This window comes from Salmonella sp. SJTUF15570 (assembly GCF_043357055.1).
GTDB lineage: Bacteria > Pseudomonadota > Gammaproteobacteria > Enterobacterales > Enterobacteriaceae > Salmonella > Salmonella enterica.
In genome coordinates this window covers 19,080-34,388 of record NZ_JBEUKJ010000011.1, presented here as the reverse complement: position 1 = coordinate 34,388, position 15,309 = coordinate 19,080, and the positions used below count along the sequence as shown (strand labels likewise).

General features: G+C 53.9%; 16 protein-coding genes and 1 pseudogene. 6 read left to right on the top strand and 11 right to left on the bottom strand.

Annotation, left to right across the window (positions count from 1 at the left end; translation table 11 throughout):
- The first annotated feature begins 205 nt into the window (after nt 1-205).
- On the top strand, nt 206-565 hold the full coding sequence (locus ABVN44_RS19280) for a type II toxin-antitoxin system RelE/ParE family toxin (protein WP_001217953.1): 360 nt from the start codon (nt 206-208) through the stop codon (nt 563-565).
- Nucleotides 549-872, top strand: coding sequence for a DNA-binding transcriptional regulator (locus ABVN44_RS19275; protein ID WP_001274842.1), 324 nt, complete (start codon nt 549-551; stop codon nt 870-872). Before ABVN44_RS19280 ends, ABVN44_RS19275 begins: the two co-directional genes overlap by 17 nt.
- Before the next feature lie 456 nt (nt 873-1,328).
- Here the strand turns inward: ABVN44_RS19275 and ABVN44_RS19270 are convergent, their stop codons facing one another.
- The 8 genes from ABVN44_RS19270 to rbsK form a co-directional block, all read right to left on the bottom strand.
- Nucleotides 1,329-1,781 carry a DUF1198 domain-containing protein gene (locus tag ABVN44_RS19270; RefSeq protein WP_023231596.1) on the bottom strand — a complete coding sequence of 151 codons (453 nt, stop codon included), beginning with the start codon at nt 1,779-1,781 and terminating at the stop codon, nt 1,329-1,331.
- A 192-nt stretch (nt 1,782-1,973) separates the two neighbouring features.
- Complete coding sequence (uhpT, locus tag ABVN44_RS19265; RefSeq protein ID WP_393954303.1) at nt 1,974-3,365, bottom strand: hexose-6-phosphate:phosphate antiporter; 1,392 nt, start codon at nt 3,363-3,365, stop codon at nt 1,974-1,976.
- Nucleotides 3,366-3,507: 142 nt separating this feature from the next.
- The gene (locus tag ABVN44_RS19260; protein WP_000948164.1) at nt 3,508-4,836 is read right to left on the bottom strand and encodes an MFS transporter; all 1,329 of its coding nucleotides are present in this window, start codon (nt 4,834-4,836) and stop codon (nt 3,508-3,510) included.
- A 9-nt stretch (nt 4,837-4,845) separates the two neighbouring features.
- Nucleotides 4,846-6,348 carry a signal transduction histidine-protein kinase/phosphatase UhpB gene (gene uhpB / locus ABVN44_RS19255; RefSeq protein ID WP_001091257.1) on the bottom strand — a complete coding sequence of 501 codons (1,503 nt, stop codon included), beginning with the start codon at nt 6,346-6,348 and terminating at the stop codon, nt 4,846-4,848.
- Nucleotides 6,348-6,938: a transcriptional regulator UhpA gene (gene uhpA, locus ABVN44_RS19250; RefSeq protein WP_000633672.1), complete on the bottom strand. Its 591-nt coding sequence runs from the start codon at nt 6,936-6,938 to the stop codon at nt 6,348-6,350. The genes uhpB and uhpA overlap by 1 nt, the downstream gene beginning before the upstream one ends.
- A gap of 74 nt (nt 6,939-7,012) precedes the next feature.
- Nucleotides 7,013-8,026 (bottom strand): aldose 1-epimerase family protein, encoded by a 1,014-nt coding sequence (locus ABVN44_RS19245; RefSeq protein ID WP_000213206.1) that lies wholly within the window; start codon nt 8,024-8,026, stop codon nt 7,013-7,015.
- Between the two features lie 11 nt (nt 8,027-8,037).
- Entirely contained in the window at nt 8,038-9,354 is a 1,317-nt protein-coding gene (gene fucP / locus ABVN44_RS19240; RefSeq protein WP_000998359.1) for an L-fucose:H+ symporter permease, read from the bottom strand.
- Nucleotides 9,355-9,384: 30 nt separating this feature from the next.
- Nucleotides 9,385-10,305, bottom strand: a complete 921-nt coding sequence (gene rbsK / locus ABVN44_RS19235) for a ribokinase (RefSeq protein WP_000350272.1) — start codon at nt 10,303-10,305, stop codon at nt 9,385-9,387.
- 324 nt (nt 10,306-10,629) lie between these two features.
- Here rbsK and ABVN44_RS19230 point away from each other — a divergent pair, with 324 nt between their 5' ends.
- Nucleotides 10,630-11,415: a DeoR family transcriptional regulator gene (locus tag ABVN44_RS19230; protein WP_198870406.1), complete on the top strand. Its 786-nt coding sequence runs from the start codon at nt 10,630-10,632 to the stop codon at nt 11,413-11,415.
- A 1-nt stretch (nt 11,416) separates the two neighbouring features.
- Here the strand turns inward: ABVN44_RS19230 and ilvN are convergent, their stop codons facing one another.
- The 3 genes from ilvN to ivbL all read right to left on the bottom strand — a co-directional run bounded on the left by ilvN (nt 11,417) and on the right by ivbL (nt 13,604).
- On the bottom strand, nt 11,417-11,707 hold the full coding sequence (gene ilvN / locus ABVN44_RS19225) for an acetolactate synthase small subunit (RefSeq protein ID WP_023231599.1): 291 nt from the start codon (nt 11,705-11,707) through the stop codon (nt 11,417-11,419).
- A 3-nt stretch (nt 11,708-11,710) separates the two neighbouring features.
- A complete protein-coding gene (gene ilvB, locus ABVN44_RS19220) occupies nt 11,711-13,399 on the bottom strand; it encodes an acetolactate synthase large subunit (RefSeq protein WP_023231600.1) in 1,689 nt (562 codons plus the stop codon).
- Nucleotides 13,400-13,505: 106 nt separating this feature from the next.
- Nucleotides 13,506-13,604, bottom strand: coding sequence for an ilvB operon leader peptide IvbL (ivbL, locus tag ABVN44_RS19215; protein ID WP_001541152.1), 99 nt, complete (start codon nt 13,602-13,604; stop codon nt 13,506-13,508).
- Nucleotides 13,605-14,126: 522 nt separating this feature from the next.
- Here ivbL and ABVN44_RS19210 point away from each other — a divergent pair.
- The 3 genes and pseudogenes from ABVN44_RS19210 (at nt 14,127) to ABVN44_RS19200 (ending at nt 15,280) form a co-directional block, all read left to right on the top strand.
- Nucleotides 14,127-14,241 (top strand): annotated as a pseudogene (locus ABVN44_RS19210) (hypothetical protein).
- Nucleotides 14,238-14,327, top strand: a complete 90-nt coding sequence (gene tisB, locus ABVN44_RS19205; protein ID WP_000117642.1) for a type I toxin-antitoxin system toxin TisB — start codon at nt 14,238-14,240, stop codon at nt 14,325-14,327. Before ABVN44_RS19210 ends, tisB begins: the two are co-directional and overlap by 4 nt.
- Nucleotides 14,328-14,419: 92 nt before the next feature.
- A complete protein-coding gene (locus ABVN44_RS19200) occupies nt 14,420-15,280 on the top strand; it encodes a DMT family transporter (RefSeq protein WP_129339409.1) in 861 nt (286 codons plus the stop codon).
- The last annotated feature ends 29 nt before the right edge of the window (nt 15,281-15,309 follow it).

Sequence of the window (15,309 nt, the reverse complement as noted above, 5' to 3'; positions counted from 1 at the left end):
TGCGTCGTTTTAGTGCGGAAAATCCACGCAGTGTAACATTACAAAATGTGATCTGATTAACGTTTTAGCAACTGACATTGTTGCGCTGCATTTTGCGAGGCTGGTCGAGCGTTGAGAATTATCTTCTCTCGCTGCGTGTAAAACCAAAAGGTAAGACATAGTGTATCACCTGGTGCTATACTTTAGATTACAGGATGTCAACCTGATGCGAATCTTCAAAACCAGGTGGTTTAACAGAGAAGCGAAGTCCCACACGATAAAAGACGACGAGTTAAGCGAGGCCATCAACGCCGTACTGCAAGGAAAAGCAGATAATCTTGGCGGCGGAGTTTATAAAAAACGTCTCAATCAAAACCGCGATCGCGCAATCGTGTTGGCAAAGGGAGGCGAACATTGGTTTTACACCTTCCTGTATGCCAAACAGGATATGGCCAACATTAGCTATCGCGAACTCGCGGGTTTCCGTGAGTTAGCAAAACACTATGCTTGCCTGACCGAAGATCAGATAACGGCACTCATTAATAACAAAGAACTGGTAGAGGTGCGCCATGTCAGCAAAAACTAAATTCAAAAGCCCTGCCTTTGAAGCGATTCATAGCGCGGCATCTGGATTATTTAGCGTGGATGCCATTCCCCAGGAGACAATGCGCAGTTTTGACACGGCCTGCTTAAGCAGCATCAAAGACCTGCAGCCACTTGAAATAAAAGCGTTACGAGAAGAACTCAACGTTAGCCAGTCGGTTTTCGCTCGGTACCTGAATACCAGCGTATCAACGGTTCAAAAGTGGGAAAGCGGCGCCAAGCGTCCCAGCGGGATGTCACTGAAACTACTTAATGTTGTCCAAAAACACGGGCTAAAGGTGCTGGTATGAGGGTTTTACCGATGGTCTGTTAAGGCTAAGTCGGATGTCTGGGGCTGGGCAAATTCAGTGTGCCACTACAATGTTTTCATGGTGCGCGCCTAAACATTTAGAGTTGTCTATAGACAATCATGTACAACTTCGAGTTTATGATAAGAAATTTTGAGACAGGAGGTATGGCAAGGAGTCACAGTTTTAGTGTTCAAAACAAGATCACATTTCCGTGATATATGTCACGGAAATGATGAACTATAAGTCTCTGACGTTTTGGTGTCGTTAGCGGTTATTCGGTGCGTTACTTCTGTGGTTCACCCTTAGCAAATACGATGGCGGCTACGCTTTATTTGGCTAACGATGAATCGCGTCTCCAGGCCGGATAAGCGCAGCGCCATCCGGCCGTTAATCGTGGCTCGCCGCCCTTGCCAGCCTCATTCATCTCGTCTTTTGTTAACGAGATAGTGAAGAGTATCAATGCAGCCAGTGGACACCCTCTTCCGGCTGAAAAAAGGCGTTATAGCGCAGTTGAAACGCGTTGATCTCCGGCATATCGGGTTCCATTTCGCGCAAAAAGCCCAGCGCCAGCCGTACCTGTGTGTCGGTGATCGGCGCGGCTAAACGCGCTTTTTGCAACAACCGATGCCACCGTTGCAAATTCTGATCGCCGCCATCGACAATCACCATTTGCCAGATCAGTAACACCTGAGCGGCATTTTGCAAATGCGACTCATCAGGGCGATGCAGATACTGTAAAAATTCACCGCCTGCCGTTTTACCCATCTGATCAATCATCGATTCTATCGGCACTACATCAATATTCAGACGTTCGCTCAGGCGGCGAATCGCCCGGCGGGTATCCGATGTCAGCACCCGAAAACCCACAATAAACACCACCACAAACGTGGCCAGAATCAACCAAACCATGCGCACATCCGTCACCAAACAGGATGCCCATCATAACGGTAAATTTATAACTGTCGACGTTCTGGCCTGTCAGGATGTGATTTATTAACGCCTGTCTTCATTTACGCCAGACGCCGGATGTCCTGTCTGACGAACGCAAGGCATAAAAAAGCCCGGCGTTAAGCCGGGCAAAACGTTACCAAATGCACACATTTAAGCGATATTAACTTGCTGAATTTTTTTCTCACGGCGGATTTTGCGCTCTTCCATCACGGCGACCATCGCCATCAGGCAGATACAGCCGATCGCGGCGGCGTCCAGCGCGGCGAAGGTACCCGCCCAACCGGTCAGACCAAAAATGGGGGTGCCGTCGGCAATCATGCCCAGACCCAGCTTGGCAAAGCTATCGCCGATAAGATAAGCGAAGGTTCCTTTGATACCGTCCGCAGCGCCGATGGCTTTTTTCGGTACGAAACCGACAGCCGCCACGCCAATTAATAGCTGCGGCCCAAACACCAGGAAACCGAGCGCGAACAGCGAGGCCAGATAGACATACTGGTTGCTGGCGTGCTGGTAGACGCCGAGGGTGGCGATGATTAACGCCAGCGCCACACAGGCTACCAGCGCACGACGACCGTTCGCCAGGTCAGAGAGCCAGCCCCACAGCAACGTGCCGACCAGCGCGCCCACTTCAAACAAGGTAAAGCCCTGAATCGCCACCTCTTTAGAAAGTTTCAGCTCCTGGAAGGCGTAGACGGTTGACCACTGGTCGATACCAATACGTACCACATACAGGAAGATATTGGAGAAGCACAGCAGCCAGATCACTTTGTTTTTCAACACATATTCAACAAAGATCTGCCACTTGGTCATTTCGTTTTCTTCAGTCTCTTTATCCTCTTCGCTGATCTCTTCGCCGAACAGTTCTTCAGCTTTACCCAGACCGTAAGACTCTGGGGAGTCGCTGCCAAAACGCAGACCGATAAAGCCAACAATCAGCGCGATAATCGACGGGAAGATAAACATGCCGATGACGTGACCGTCGAACAGGTAGTTGGCGCCGAACAGCGCCACGCCTGCCGCGCCCGCGCCGCCGAGGTTGTGGGAGATATTCCAGAAGCCGAGAAAGGTGCCGCGTTTACGACGCGGAGTCCATTTGGTGATGGTCGAGTAGCTGCACGATCCGCCGGTACTCTGGAAGAAACCGCTCAGGGCATAGAAAGCGATCATCAGAAACAGACTGGTTGACCCCGCGCCCATGCTGGCGCTGAAGCCGAGCATACAGATAGCGGAGAGGATCAACATAAACGGTAGAAACTGCTTGGTATTTTTACCGTCAGCATAGTAGGAAACCAGCGTTTTCCCCACGCCGTAGGTAATCGAAAAGCCCAGGCCAATCATCCCCAGCTCGGTCATGTTCAACCCGTAGGTAGAGATCATGTCGTTCTGCGCGATGTTAAAGTTTTTGCGGATCAGGTACATGGTCAGGTAGCCGATAAAAACCACCAGATAGGACTGCATGAACGGCTTGAACCACATTTTACGCCGCACATCGAGCGGCAGATCCAGGGTCGGCTTGCGCACCTGGTTTAAGAAGGCCAGCATGGATTACTCCTGAGCTAATTTTTATACCTGCGAATGGCAGGCATTGTAAAAATCCACAGGAAAAGTGGCCTGCGACAGCGTCCAGGCAAAACCGGGAAAATTTCTTAGTTTTGCCCCATTCAGCGCAAAAAGGTGAGGTGCATCACGCTTCGCTGGTCTCGCGCGGGGCCTGAGCGTTCAGAAATGGCAGCAGCAATAGCGCAGAGATCCCCGCCGCGATGGCGATGACCGCAAAAAAACCGGTCCAGTGCCAGATCTCCAGCACTTTCGCTAACGGCCAGCCGGAAAGCGACGCGCCGAGATAGGCGAACAGGCCGACAAAGCCGGTGGCCGCGCCCGCCGCCTCTTTATGCGAGCACTCCGCCGCCGCCATGCCAATGAGCATCTGCGGGCCGAAGACAAAGAAACCGGTGGTGAAGAAACAGGCCGCCTGCATGACGTAGCTGGCGAATGGCATCAGCCACAGCGACCCCACAGAGAGCAGAATCCCGGCAGCGAAGATTAAATTCATCGGTCCGCGGTTACCGTTGAAGAGTTTGTCCGAGCCCCAGCCCGCCACCAGCGCGCCGATAAATCCACCCAACTCAAACATCGATACTGCCGTGTTGGCCGTGACCAAATCCACGCCCAGCGTCTCGGACATATACAGGTTGCCCCAGTCGTTGATCGCCGCGCGCACCACGTACACTAAGACATAACACAGCGAAAGCAGCCAGATATAGGGATTCAACAGCACATATTTAGCGAGGATTTCTTTGCGACTTAGCCCCGCGCCCTCTTGCTGTTGGGCGACCTCCAGCGCATCGTGCCGCCAGTCGCCTACCGGCGGTAAACCAATCGCCTGCGGACGGTCGCGCAGCCGCCAGCAGAGGACCATGCCCACCCCGATGGCAAGCAATCCGGCCACCATCATCCCGACGCGCCAGCCATAATGCAGGGCGACAGCGGCCATAACGAGAGGGATCAGCGCCCCGCCGACATTGTGCGCGGTGTTCCATAACGCCCACCAGCCGCCGCGCTCGGTACGCGAGTACCAGGCGGTCAGCAAACGGGCGCAAACCGGCGATCCAAACCCCTGGAAAAAGGCGTTCAGCGCCCATAGCAGAGCAAAGGCCCACAGCGAGGTCGAGAAGCCGAACAGAATATTCACTACGCCGGTCGCAATCAGCCCGATGCCCATAAAATAGCGAGCGTTAGAGCGATCGCTAACGATGCCGGAGACAAATTTCGACACCCCGTAGGTGATGTAAAACAGCGTCGCCAGCAGGCCGATATCGCTGCGACTCAGAATGCCGCTGGCAAGGATTTCCGGCGCGGCGGCGTTAAAGCTTTTACGGGTGAAATAGAACAGCGCGTAACCCAACCAAATGGTGATCAGGATGTGCCGCCGCCAGTAGCGATAGCGGGCGTCAACCTCATGCTTATCGGTGATGAGCGGCGCGTTGGCCGGGGCTTTTAAAAACGAAAGCATTATCCTTCCTTAAACGTAACGCTGGGGCAACGAGACGCTCACCCGCGTACCGTGGGTACAAGAGATGGTTAGCGTCCCGCCGAGCGCCGACACGCGTTCGCGCATTCCGGTCAGGCCGAAGCCCTGCTGGTGAGAGCCCGGCGGCAGGCCGCTGCCGTCATCCTCAATCACCAGCATCAGCCGCTCATCCTGCTGCCAGCCCTGGAGCGTCACCGCGCTGGCATTGGCATGTTTTACGATGTTATTCAGCCCTTCCTGACAGACGCGAAACAGCGTCACGCGCTGACTTTCACTCAACGCCGTTTCGTCAATTCGCCAGTCGAGGTGACTGACAATACCGCGGCTTTCCAGCTCCATTTCGCGCAGCAACGAACGGATGGCCTGCGCCAGCGTTAAGTCGTCTAGCTGACGCGGGCGCAAGCGCCCCAGCAGGCGACGCACGGCGTCATACACACCCAGCGAAAGCTGCTCGATAAGTTGCCCGCTCTGCTTCACGCCGCCGTTATCCGCCGCCAGTCGTTGCACAATGCCCGCCTGGGTTCGAATCGCGGTGATGGTCTGCCCGATGTCATCGTGCAGCTCACGCGCAACATCGCGCCGCACGCTCTCTTCGGTCTCCAGAAGACGCTCCGCCAGCCGATGGTTGCGCGCCAGCTCCTTTTGCAACGACTGGTTCAGCTCGCGCAGACGCTGAATGCCCGCGCCAAGCAGTAGCCCGGTCAGGCTTTGCGCCAACAGCGAAAGTAATAAATCGACGGGATGATCGTGCCAGGTCTGGCTGGCGATCAGCGCGATAGCATTCATCAGCGTGGCAATGAGCGCGCCCTGCCAGCCATAATGCCAGGCGAGCGCGATAATCGGCAACGCCAGGCAGAACGGCGTAAAGCGCGAAAGTTCAGCAGGTAAACCCAGTTGCAGCCACAGACTGACGATAAATAGCAGCAGATACCAGATCAGATGCCGCCCGCGCCAGTTTACCGGCTGCGATACCAGCGATGGTCCCAGCGGCAGCCAGGTAGTGCTGGTGAGATAGTGCCAGAAAACCAGGCAGATGGGGGCCAGCGTCAGACCACCCGTGAGGGTCAGCAGTAGCGCGTTCCATGCCGCTTCCCCCTGCCCCAGCCAGGGCAGGGATTGCAGTAGCGCCGCGGCGGTGAGGGCCGCGCCCTGAAGCAATAACGTGCGCCAGTCGCGCTGATGGCGGTAACGCGAAGTCAGCGCCACGGGCAGTAGCGTCAACACACCACCGATCATCAAAAGCGGCAGATGGGCCAGCGCAACTTCCTGCGCCAACCAGTACACCAGCAGCCACTCCGCGCCCAGCAATACTGGCCAGTATCCGCGCGGACATTGCAGCATAAGTCCCAGGCGCAGGCCGAAGGGAAAGAGTAGCGCCGCCAGCTCCGGGCGCTCTACCAGATGCAGGCTGATACTCCACAGGCAGAACCACGCGGCGGAGAAAATAAAAAAGCAGGCAACAACGGTGATTAAACGGGAAAAAAAGGTGTTCATTACCAACCGTCAAACATGCGATGCGCCAGTTCAACGTCATTGCTGACGCCTAATTTTTCCAGCAGATTCGCGCGATGGACATGCACCGTTTTTGGCGACAGCCCCAGCTCGGCGGCAATCTCTTTTACCGCCATACCCTGGGCGAGTTTTTCCGCCACTTGACGCTCGCGTTTGGTCAGCGGATCTTGCCGACCCGCCGCCAGTTTCACGGCAATATCGGGGGTCAAATAGCAGCCGCCCGTCGCCACCGTATGCACCGCGGCGATCAGTTCATCCGGACTACAGCGTTTAGAGAGGAAACCGCGCGCGCCGGCGTTCAACGCCTGTTCCACCAGCGCCGGGCTATCGTGAACCGAGAGCATGATCGTCGCCATCCCTTTTGGCAGTTGGCTTAGCAGCTCCAGTCCGGAAATATCCGGCATCGAGATATCGCAGATACACACCTGTACGCCGCGCCCCGGCAAGCCTGCCAACGCTTCGCGCCCGGAACCAAATTCGGCGACCACCTGCAAATCAGGTTCCAGCCCCAGTAGCTGTGCAAAGCCGGAGCGGACGATAAGGTGGTCGTCGATAAGGGCAACGGTAATCATGGGTTCTGTCCTGATGGATAAAAAAAACGCGCTTACCTTAACGATAAGCGCGCGGCTGTTCAAGCCTTGAGCGGTCAGACAATGCCTGTCGTGACGGTGAACGTCCGGGTTTGCTGCGGTTCCAGTTGAAGCAAGGTTCCATTTCGCTGCGCTGCGAGAAAACCTTCAGGCCGACAGGTCGCGGGCAGGGCAAAGGCGGCTACCTGCTGATCGCCGTTATAAAGAATCCAGCGGGTCACGTAATTCAGCTCCGCGCTGGCGAAACGTGTCACGAACGTAGTGCCATCCGGGGCGATCATACTGAATTCCGGGGTATCCGTGTACCTGTCCAGTTCATCGGCGAAGAACACGATTTCCGGGTCGTAAAAGCCAGGCTCGTTGAGCGTTGCCAGCGAGGCTTCACCCTGCAAAAGTCGTTGATTAAACGCCAGCCACTGCGCCGTGGGTTTGACATGCGCCGGCACCGACTCGCGTAGCTTCAGCGCGGTATCCGGGATATTCTGACGGAACGTGGCGTTCGGCACATAGGCATAGTTCATGTGGCACATGTACTGTAGCGGCATGGCGACTGAAGCCAGGTTAGTCACTGTCATCTGAATATCAAACAGCGCGCTTGCTTTACGCATTACCACCGCAGGTTGCGCCTGATAATGATGACCGAACCCCATCACATACTCGTAGCGCCCGGTCACGCGCAGACTGTCGCCCTCTAACTCCAGCCAGGCGTCGTCCATGGCAGCGCAGGGCATCTCGCCGTGCAGCGGATGTGTATCTTCCGGCGACGGGCAGCCATTCGCCAATAGTCCGGAATGGAAAGCAAAGCAACCATACGTTGCCACCACTTCCGCAGCCGGCTTCGGCTGGCGGAACATGTTGCGCATAGTCAGATCATGACCGTCAAACTGCGCGTCCCAAATCATCTGCCCCATCCAGGGCAGAATCACCAGATGACCGCGGCTGTTTTGTATTTTCAGTCCTTCCACGCCGCTGGCGTAACGAAACGCCGTAACCGTAAAATCATCATTTTCCAGCAAGATACGCGGCTGCTCGCTAAAAAGCTCCCGCCATAATGTAATACGTGTTGTCATGGTTGATCTCCTCAGGACGCGGCGACTTCAGCCAGGTTGCCGCGCACTTTGCTTTCGCGCCAGAAGTAAACGCCAACGTAAACAAAGCACAGCATGGAAACCAGGAATGAGAGCTGTAACGAGTGGAACATGTCCGCCACGTAGCCCTGAATCGCGGGAACCACCGCCGCGCCGACAATCGCCATCACGATGACCGCCCCCGCCATTTCGGTATGCTCGTTATCGACGGTATCGAGCGTTCCGGCATAAATGGTCGCCCAGCAGGGGCCAAACAGAACACTGACCAGCACCGCCACGTATACCGCGCTAAAGCTGGGCGCCAGCGCCACATAGGCAAGGAACAGCGCGCCGATCACAGAGTAAAGGATCAGGACTTTTTCCGGGTTAAAGCGTGTCATCAGAATGTTGGCGATAAACTTGCCGATAAAAAAGCAGGCGAAGCTGTAGACCATAAAGGTTGAGGCATCGCGCTCATTGATATCGCCTAACTCCAGCGCCAGACGGATAGTGAACGACCAGACCGCCACCTGCATTCCCACATACAGGAACTGCGCCACAATACCGCGACGGAAACGGGCGTTGCTGGCGAGATAGCGTAACGTATCCAGCGCCGAGGGGCGTTTATGACTCGCGGTTTGCGCGACTTTACAGGTCGGGAAACGCGTCAGCAGGAACAGTACCATCACCACTACCAGAACCATAATCATGTACTTATAGGGTTCCAGAGTGTTTTCCAGCATCAGCACCTTGAAGTTGTGGACCTGCTCGGCATTCATGCCCGCCATCTGTTTTTCCAGGCTTTCCCCTTCGGAAAAGACCAGATATTTACCCAATAAAATGCCTGCCGCCGCGCCGATCGGATAAAAGGTCTGGCTGATATTCAGCCGCAGCGTGGCGTAGGCTTTCGGCCCGATCATCGAACTGTAGGTGTTCGCCGCCGTTTCCAGGAAACTCAGGCCAATCGCAATGGCGAAAATCGCCGCGAGGAACATGGTGTAGGTCGCCATGTGCGACGCCGGGAAAAAGAGCGTACAGCCGACAATGTATAGCGTCAGGCCGATAAGTATCGCCACTTTATAACTGGTTTTTTTAATGACCAGCGAGGCCGGAATAGCAATTAAAAAATAACCGCCATAAAAGGCGCTTTGTACTAATGCCGAAGCAAAGTTGCTCAGCGAAAATACACTTTTAAATTGCGTAATCAGAATATCATTTAACGCGGCTGCGCATCCCCATAATGGGAATAAACAGGATAACAAAATAAACTGGAACAGAGGTGTCTTATTCAGATACCCGTCGGGCATCTGAACGATGTTTTTATCGTTCATAGTGCTACCTTTAACAGTGCAGGGTGATTGTTATTCGTTCAACGAAAGATACTCATTAAATTGCTCAATGCTTGGATAAGAGGATTGGGTGCCTTTCCCGGTGACGCTGAAAGCGGCAAAGAGGACGGCTTTTTTCATGGCGGCTTCCACATCCCCGCTCTGGACGTAGTAATGCGCGAAACAGCCGATAAAGGCATCGCCCGCGCCGCTGGTATCGACAGCGTTCACTCTAAACGCCGGGACATGGACTTCCTGGTCACGCGTCATCCACAGCGCGCCTTTCTCACCCATGGTGACGATAATATTGTTCAGCCCTTTATCCACCAGCGAACGTGCCGCTGCGCGGATATGGTCATAGGTATCCACTGGCATACCGGTTAATATTTCCAGCTCGGTTTCATTGGGTACAAAGAAATCGCATTTACAGGCATAAGACATATCTAATTCCCGTAATGCTGGCGCAGGGTTTAATAACACTTCAATCCCATGTTTCTTGCCAAATTCTATTGCGTGATAAACCGTTTCAAGCTGAACTTCCAGTTGCAGAACAATAAGCTGGCATTTTTTTAAATCTTCCGCCGCGCGATCGATATCTTCCGGCGAGAGAAACTTGTTGGCGCCTTTGATGATCAGAATGCTGTTGCTGGAGTTGGCGTTGACGAAAATCGGCGCTACGCCGCTGCTGGTACACGGTACTTTTTCTACATACGTCGTATTGATCCCCCAGGATTCGAGATTACGAATGGTGTTGTCGGCAAAAATATCGTCGCCCACTTTGGTCAACATCAATACTTTTGAATTGAGCTTAGCGGCCGCCACGGCCTGGTTCGCCCCTTTTCCGCCGCAGCCGATTTTAAACGCCGGCGCTTCCAGAGTTTCCCCTTCTTTGGGCATCTGGTTGGTGTAGGTGATAAGGTCCACCATGTTAGAGCCAATAACCGCGATATCCATTTTACTCCCTCTCAGAAATCGTCACACGACAATGATATTAAAATAACATTATCATGTTACTTCCGTATCATTTGTGACTATGATCGCGATTAGAGGATCATTTTGCCATTTACTTCGTGAACAATCCCTGGCGGAACATACGCGCATTAAATCATTTTTAGGGTTACAATTTACTGAAAATTAACTATTTATTGTTATAAAACGCGAATAAACCCACTTTTATTTCCTGACAGCCGGACGTATAGTAGTGCCACACTGTAATGTTCTCAGAAACACATAAATGTTACTGATGAAACATAACAACATGATTTGTGGAGAGGGTGAATGGAGACCAAGCAAAAAGAACGTATCCGACGCTTGATGGAGCTACTGAAAAAGACCGATCGAATCCATCTGAAAGACGCCGCGCGGATGCTGGAAGTTTCGGTGATGACCATTCGCCGCGATCTCAGCCAGGATGATGACCCTTTACCGCTGACGCTGCTCGGCGGCTATATCGTCATGGTAAATAAGCCTACGTCTTCAACCAATATGCCGCTGCCGGCGAAAAAGACGCATCATAGGGACGACCTTCCCGTTGCGATCCTGGCCGCCGGCCTGGTGCGTGAAAACGATCTGGTTTTTTTTGATAACGGTCCGGAAATGCCATTAGTTATCAGCATGATACCGGATGATATTACCTTTACCGGGATTTGCTACTCGCATCGGGTATTTATCGCGCTGAATGAAAAGCCTAATGCCACGGCGATTCTGTGCGGCGGCACCTATCGGGCCAAGAGTGATGCCTTTTATGATGCCAATAATCTTTCGGCGCTGGATTCGCTCAATCCGCGCAAAGTGTTTATTTCCGCCAGCGGCGTACATGAACATTTTGGCGTGAGCTGGTTTAACCCGGATGATCTTGCCGCCAAACGTAAAGCGATGGAGCGCGGTCTGCGCAAAATTTTGCTGGCGCGTCACGCCCTGTTTGATGAGGTCGCGCCTGCCAGCATTGGTCCGCTTTCTGCCTTTGATGTCCTGATTAGCGATCGCCCATTACCGACAGATTATGCCGCTCACTGTCGGAATGGTTCCGTCAAAGTCATCACGCCTGATTCGGAAAGTGAATAACTTACTCAAAAAAGACGGCAATTTTATTGAACATGGTGGGATCGGACTGGTTTCGTACCACCTTCGCCACGTCTTCCAGTTTATCGATCTGACTGATCATCTGTTCAAGCCGCTGATCGTCATTGACCAGAAGCCAGATGCGGCTCTGATCGCTACCCTGAATCGGTAAACAGAGAATACCCTCAACGTTGAAAGCGCGTCGGGCGAACAGCCCGCAGACGTGGGTCATCACGCCAGGATGGTTGCGAACGGTCAGCTCCAGAATAACGTTATCATATGATTGTTTCTGCATGGCTTATTCCCCCACCATCTCTGTATTTGCCGCGCCCGGCGGCACCATCGGATACACTTTTTCTTCTGCATCAATGCGCACATGGATCAACGCCGGTCCAGGACGACGAATGATAGCCTGCAACGCCGCCTGCGGATCGGCTTCGTTATTCAAATCACAGGTATCCAGACCAAACCCGGCGGCAATCTGCATAAAGTTGATGCTCCCCGGATAGGTCGCCGCAAAAACGCCCTGTTTATAGAACAGACTCTGTTGCTGATGTACCAGTCCCAGCGCGTCGTTATTCATCAGGATAATTTTCACATCCAACTGGTTTTCACTGGCGGTAGCCATCTCCTGAATATTCATCATCAAACTACCGTCGCCGGAAAAACACAGCACCTTGTTGCCCGGATTCGCCAGCGCCGCGCCAATCGCCGCGGGCAGACCAAACCCCATGGTGCCCAGCCCGCCGGAAGCCAGCCACTGACGCGGACGGTTGAGCGGATAAGCCTGCGCGGTCCACATCTGATGCTGACCTACGTCAGTGGTAATAATCGCGTTGTCGTCCACACAGGCGGCGACCGCATTAATCAGCCCATAGTGACTAAGCGGGTTATTTTCCTGGGGAATACTGCAAGGGAATTCTTGCTGCAAGTCCGCCACCAACTGATGCCATGCTTCCCGCGGCTGTGCCTCGATATGGGGAATTAACTGTGCCAGTACATCATCGACATCCGCCTGAATAGCCACATGCGGCTGCTTAATTTTGCCTAACTCGGCGCGATCGATATCCACATGGATGATTTTGGCGTTCGGACAAAACTGCTCCGTTTTGCCAATCGCCCGGTCATCAAAACGTGCGCCCAGGACAATCAGTAAATCGGCCTCTTGCAGAATAAAATTGGTACTGCGCGCGCCGTGCATCCCCAGCATTCCTAACGACAGAGGATGCGCCTTAGGCAGCATTCCCAGCGCCATTAAGGTCATTGTCGTCGGCAGTTGCGCTTTTTCCGCCAGTTCGCGCACGCGTGTCGGCGCATTGATCACGCCGCCGCCCAGATACAGCACCGGACGCTTCGCCGCGTTAATCATTGCGGCGGCCTCGCGGATACTCTCCGCGCTAAACTCCGGCGGGGGTGATTTTTCCGCCGGCGACGGTAACGCATCCAGCTCAATTGTCGCCGTCTGCACATCTTTAGGAACGTCTATCCACACCGGGCCAGGACGCCCCGACTGCGCCAGACGAAAAGCATCGCTCATCACCTGAGGCAGCTCGTTGATATTTCTGACCAGATAGTTGTGCTTGGTGATGGGGATAGAGATACCGTAGGTATCCACTTCCTGAAACGCGTCAGTACCGATCATGGACGCCGGAACCTGCCCGGTAATGCAGATTAACGGAATGGAATCCAGGCGTGCATCGGCAATGGCCGTGACCAGATTGGTCGCGCCCGGCCCGCTACAGGCCATACAAACAGCAGGTTTACCCTCCGTCCGCGCCATCCCCTGCGCAATAAACCCCGCGCCTTGTTCGTGGCGCGCCAGAATATGACGGATTTGCGTGCTTTGGCTTAACGCGTCGTAAACGGGGAGGATCGAACCGCCGGGAATGCCGGTGACGATACGAATCCCCTGGCGCTCCAGAAAATGAACAATAAATTCCGCGCCCGTAAAGCGCTGAGGTGTAGATGTTGTGCCCGAACTTGCCATGCTCCATTCCTTTTATTCTGAGCCGACGTTCCGGGAAGGTGTCTTAAACAAAAAACCCCGCCCGGTTTGCGCCGGCGGGGTTTTGGAATCGTGTGTGTTCCGGACCCTACGGCGCATTGCCGACGACCACCACCACACGCACGACGACCACTGCGCGAGATGGCGCAGTTGTTAGTAGGGTCGCGTTCAGCATGGAAGGGTTCATTAGGGGCCTTGTCTGTTTGTTATTAACACGTTTTATACAAGCACAGCGCTTTCAGCATGACAACGGAAAAATTTTCATCTGCACAAAAATGCGTCAGCGATCACATTTTTCTACGAATTTACACGTTTTGAGTATAGGCGTAATAAGCGTAGCGCCCTCCGGTAATCGCCGGGATTGATGATTACGCGTTTCACAATGCCGGAAAACAAAAAACCTCGCCGAAGCGAGGTTCTTACAGCGTAATGCGGGTGGTAGCCGCGAAGCACACTGTGTTATGTCAACAGCAGAAGTATACGCGTTCTGTGCAGAACGCGCAATTTCGGCGCGAATTTTGATGAATTTGAGTATGGATCAGAAGCTCCGTTCTGTCTATAAATTACTGTTCATTTATACAGTATTTAACTATAATGTCTTTGACACAATGTGTTATGCGGGGGCCGCATCGTAAACCGGCGCAACGAAGTCCTGGCTGAAACGGGTGGTGCCGTCAGCGCCTTAACCCCCTCGTGAGCACACTGTGTTATGTCAACACGCACACTATTCCTCGCAAAAGGGATCGCGTGCGCAACAGCTGGCAACAGGCAGCGGAAAGGTACGTCGGCTGGCAGTGCTCCTTAACCACAGGAGACGCGTATGAGCGTAGTGGATATCACCATTCTTATCCTGAAACTCATTGTTGCAGCACTGCAACTGCTTGATGCTGTTCTGAAATACCTTAAGTAATTCAGATTCAAGCCGCACCGAAGGGGAGCGGGCAACCGCTCCCCTTTCACCTTATCCGCTGGTCTTTCGCTTCCCGGGTATGTTACGTTTTTATGACACCCTCAACGACGCCTGACGCTATGACCCTTTCCGTTTTCTGCATTTTGCTGTTCGCCGCGCTGCTACATGCCAGCTGGAACGCTATTGTCAAAGCGGGAAACGATAAGCTCTACGCCGCGATCGGCGTCAGCGGTTCCGCGGCGGTCATGGCATTGATCCTTTTGCCCTTCTCGCCGCAGCCAGCTCACGCCAGTATCCCTTTTTTAGCGGCCTCTACCGCGCTCCAGGTGGTGTATACCGTCCTGGTGGCGAAAACCTATAAGGTCTCGGACATGAGCCAGACCTATCCTCTTATGCGCGGCACCGCGCCGCTGCTGGTGGCGCTCATTAGCGTTCTGTTTCTTGGCGACAGCCTGTCGTCGATGGCCTGGGTCGGCATCGCAGTGATCTGCATGGCGATACTTGGGATGGCCTGTAATGGCCGCGCCAGCTCTCAACGTGGTGTCGTGCTGGCATTAACTAACGCCTGTTTTATTGCCGGATATACGCTGGTGGACGGGACCGGCGTAAGACTCTCCGAAACGGCGCTGGGCTATACGCTATGGTCATTTTTTCTCAACGGCGCCTGCCTGTTAACCTGGGCGATGATTGCGCGGCGGCGGGAAGCGTCGCGTTATCTGGCGCAACAGTGGAAAAAAGGCATTTTTGGCGGGATTGGCACTATGGGATCTTATGGGCTGGCGCTATGGGCCATGACCCAGGCGCCGCTGGCGGTGGTCGCCGCGCTGCGTGAGACGTCGATTTTATTCGGCGCGCTGATAGCCTGGCTGTTGCTTAAAGAGAAAGTGGCCGGGCTACGTCTGGTGGCGGCTGGCGGGATTGCCCTCGGGGCGATTTTACTCCGTCTGTCATGATCGCCCAATAACAGCCGCAGACGTAACAC

Coding starts and splice junctions, on each gene's coding strand:
- ABVN44_RS19280 (WP_001217953.1), top strand. CDS start 206: ATGCGAATCTTCAAAACCAGGTGGTTTAACAGAGAAGCGAAGTCCCAC.
- ABVN44_RS19275 (WP_001274842.1), top strand. CDS start 549: ATGTCAGCAAAAACTAAATTCAAAAGCCCTGCCTTTGAAGCGATTCAT.
- ABVN44_RS19270 (WP_023231596.1), bottom strand. CDS start 1,781: ATGGTTTGGTTGATTCTGGCCACGTTTGTGGTGGTGTTTATTGTGGGT.
- uhpT (WP_393954303.1), bottom strand. CDS start 3,365: ATGCTGGCCTTCTTAAACCAGGTGCGCAAGCCGACCCTGGATCTGCCG.
- ABVN44_RS19260 (WP_000948164.1), bottom strand. CDS start 4,836: ATGCTTTCGTTTTTAAAAGCCCCGGCCAACGCGCCGCTCATCACCGAT.
- uhpB (WP_001091257.1), bottom strand. CDS start 6,348: ATGAACACCTTTTTTTCCCGTTTAATCACCGTTGTTGCCTGCTTTTTT.
- uhpA (WP_000633672.1), bottom strand. CDS start 6,938: ATGATTACCGTTGCCCTTATCGACGACCACCTTATCGTCCGCTCCGGC.
- ABVN44_RS19245 (WP_000213206.1), bottom strand. CDS start 8,026: ATGACAACACGTATTACATTATGGCGGGAGCTTTTTAGCGAGCAGCCG.
- fucP (WP_000998359.1), bottom strand. CDS start 9,354: ATGAACGATAAAAACATCGTTCAGATGCCCGACGGGTATCTGAATAAG.
- rbsK (WP_000350272.1), bottom strand. CDS start 10,305: ATGGATATCGCGGTTATTGGCTCTAACATGGTGGACCTTATCACCTAC.
- ABVN44_RS19230 (WP_198870406.1), top strand. CDS start 10,630: ATGGAGACCAAGCAAAAAGAACGTATCCGACGCTTGATGGAGCTACTG.
- ilvN (WP_023231599.1), bottom strand. CDS start 11,707: ATGCAGAAACAATCATATGATAACGTTATTCTGGAGCTGACCGTTCGC.
- ilvB (WP_023231600.1), bottom strand. CDS start 13,399: ATGGCAAGTTCGGGCACAACATCTACACCTCAGCGCTTTACGGGCGCG.
- ivbL (WP_001541152.1), bottom strand. CDS start 13,604: ATGAACCCTTCCATGCTGAACGCGACCCTACTAACAACTGCGCCATCT.
- tisB (WP_000117642.1), top strand. CDS start 14,238: ATGAGCGTAGTGGATATCACCATTCTTATCCTGAAACTCATTGTTGCA.
- ABVN44_RS19200 (WP_129339409.1), top strand. CDS start 14,420: ATGACACCCTCAACGACGCCTGACGCTATGACCCTTTCCGTTTTCTGC.